This is a genomic window from Mixta mediterraneensis (genome assembly GCF_030283135.1).
In the GTDB taxonomy this organism is placed as follows: domain Bacteria; phylum Pseudomonadota; class Gammaproteobacteria; order Enterobacterales; family Enterobacteriaceae; genus Pantoea; species Pantoea mediterraneensis.
Window position 1 is genome coordinate 1 of record NZ_JASUAZ010000110.1, and the last position, 2,297, is coordinate 2,297.

Below are 2,297 nucleotides of genomic sequence, written 5' to 3' on the forward strand. Positions count from 1 at the left end.
ATAACCCCTGCATGTTTGGCAAGCGTATCATTATCGCGCCGTTGCTCGATGTCTGGCGCAGTGGCTGGGTGCGCTTCAGCTCAGACGGGCACACCAAAATTGACGATCTGGCGCGGCCGTTCTACGTGCTGGACGGGCGTAACGTGCCTGATTACCGCGTTTCTGACGGTGCCAGACTGGATGCCTTTTTCAGTGAAAACCAGTTCAACGGTAAGGTGTTCGAGTGTGATTACTTCAGTGTGCGATATTACAAAAAGGGCAGCGCACACATTACGTTTAAACGCCCGGATCTGGTTGAGAAGATCAATAATCTGGTTGCCAGTCACTATCCTGGGATGTTACCCCCTCGCGTGTAATGCAGACGGCAGGCCGCATTTGCGGCCTGAAATATAAACAGGGAAAGGAAGTATTCCCCGGCCTGAGAAAATCATGCCGGGCATGTATTTATTGCTTGATTGATATGGCTCATTAGACGTATAATAATCACATCGAAAGGCAATCCGGTCTTTCGACGGTAGCGCCCCGACTGGCGCAGGAGTACAGCAAATGTCTAATGAACTGAATCAACCCGCCATCACTGCACGCATTATCCCCAATAATCGCCGCATGGCCTTCCTGCCACGCCTGTTCGGCGCCTGGTATCTCACAGGTGAGGCCGGTGTCTACAACCACGCACGCACTCTCTGTGCCGATTATCAAGGCGGTTCCTGGGAGTTCGTCGAACTGTCTTGCGGTAGCGGCTTCATGTACCCACTGAGCGCAGAGCGCTTCACGGTATCGGTTAGCGGCAACTGGTTCGAAGGGGAACTGTCCGCAGAAGCTACCGGTATCGTGCTGACCCTGTTCATGGTTAGGAGATTCAATCGACCTTTTTTGAATCTCCTAACCATGAACAGTGGCGAGGAAGAGCTGCATGAAGTCAGGGTTGTTACGAGATAATGTGTAAAAATGCCGGTTTTGCTGTGTTTTTACTCTAAACCTAAATTTTTAGGCGCACTTATCCAGCAGCGGGGTCTGAAGCCATCGCATTTTGGCCATCCGATGCAGTCTGTCTGAGAGCATTTTTGTAGCGTGTTCACCTGCCACGGCGCCGGCAAAACGCAGCCGGCCCTTGCACAGGATGCATTGATAGGGGTCGGTGCCCAGGAAGGCTTTCATCAGCACAGCAAAACCCGGCCTCTGCGGTTTCTCGCGCGGCGTCATCTCCAGCGCTTCGTAAACCTTTGGCAGTAGCGTGCCGCGTTTACGGTTGGCCAGAAAGCCGTAGTAACGCACCATTTTAAAGTGTCGGGACGGGATGTGGCTGACGTAACGCCACAGCATCTCCTCCTGGCTCAGTTTCTGGCGTTTGTGCCGCTGCGTGTTGTGGTCGTAGTACTGATGCACCACCGAACCGCCGCGGTAATGGCGCAGTTGTGACGCCGCCACCGGCGGACGTTTCAGATAACGGCCGAGGTATTTCACGCTGCGCCAGGCCCCGCGGGTCTTTTTGGCGAAGTGAACCTTCCAGTGACGCTGGTATTGCGCCTGCAGGTAGCGTTTCCACTGCTTCTCATCGCGGATATGGCCGAGGTTGGGCAGCTTGCCGGGATTGACGCGATCGTAGCTGGCACGCAGCAGACGGATAACGGCGCCGCGCCAGATTTCTTCTACCTGCTGTTTTTTGAAGAACAGGTCGCGCCAGACGCCGTGTTTGACATCGAGGCCGCCGCGGGTGATGGAGACATGAATGTGCGGATGCTGATTGAGCTGGCGGCCGTAGGTGTGTAGCGCACAGAAGATGCCGACCTCGATGCCCAGCTTGCGCGCGTGCCTGAGCATGGCGCGGGTGGCGCAGCGAAACAGGTCGTTGAGCAGCGGCCAGTTGTTGTTGAAGAACGGCCATAGCAGATGCGGCATAGTGAAGGTGATATGTTGCCAGTCGCAGTCGGGCAGGATGTGCTGCTGCTCGGCGATCCATTGCTCGGTTCCCTTGAGGCCGCAGCTGCTGCAGGCTTTGGATTTGCAGCTCTGGCAGAGAAAGCGTGAGTGAGTACAGTCAGGTGAGCTGCAGCAATAGCGGCGAACGCCCATGGCGCAGGTCCCGCAGGCAAGCATGCGCTCGACAGATAGTTTGGTCCAATCGCTGAGCTGATGGCCATTCTTCTCAAGGAAGCGATCCCAGCCATCGTCGTGCTGGAACAGGAGCTTTGCGGGTCGCGGTATGTACATGAAAGACAGTATAAAATATGGCGATGAGGGTGGAAAGGACTTCGGCTGCGCAGCAGACGGGCTCACGCCGCAGGCGTGCTACCGTT

3 protein-coding genes are annotated in these 2,297 nt (G+C 55.7%); 2 read left to right on the forward strand and 1 reads right to left on the reverse strand.

Annotation, left to right across the window (positions count from 1 at the left end; genetic code table 11):
* Both QRY16_RS21785 and QRY16_RS21790 read left to right on the forward strand, forming a co-directional pair.
* On the forward strand, positions 1-356 hold a 356-nt coding region (locus QRY16_RS21785), incomplete at its 5' end, for a DUF4942 domain-containing protein (protein ID WP_289778034.1).
* Between the two features lie 190 nt (positions 357-546).
* Positions 547-939: an antirestriction protein gene (locus QRY16_RS21790; protein WP_289778035.1), complete on the forward strand. Its 393-nt coding sequence runs from the start codon at positions 547-549 to the stop codon at positions 937-939.
* Between the two features lie 48 nt (positions 940-987).
* Here the strand turns inward: QRY16_RS21790 and QRY16_RS21795 are convergent, their stop codons facing one another.
* Complete coding sequence (locus QRY16_RS21795) at positions 988-2,211, reverse strand: IS91 family transposase (RefSeq protein ID WP_289778036.1); 1,224 nt, start codon at positions 2,209-2,211, stop codon at positions 988-990.
* Positions 2,212-2,297: the final 86 nt, after the last annotated feature.

Coding starts and splice junctions, on each gene's coding strand:
- QRY16_RS21790 (WP_289778035.1), top strand. CDS start 547: ATGTCTAATGAACTGAATCAACCCGCCATCACTGCACGCATTATCCCC.
- QRY16_RS21795 (WP_289778036.1), bottom strand. CDS start 2,211: ATGTACATACCGCGACCCGCAAAGCTCCTGTTCCAGCACGACGATGGC.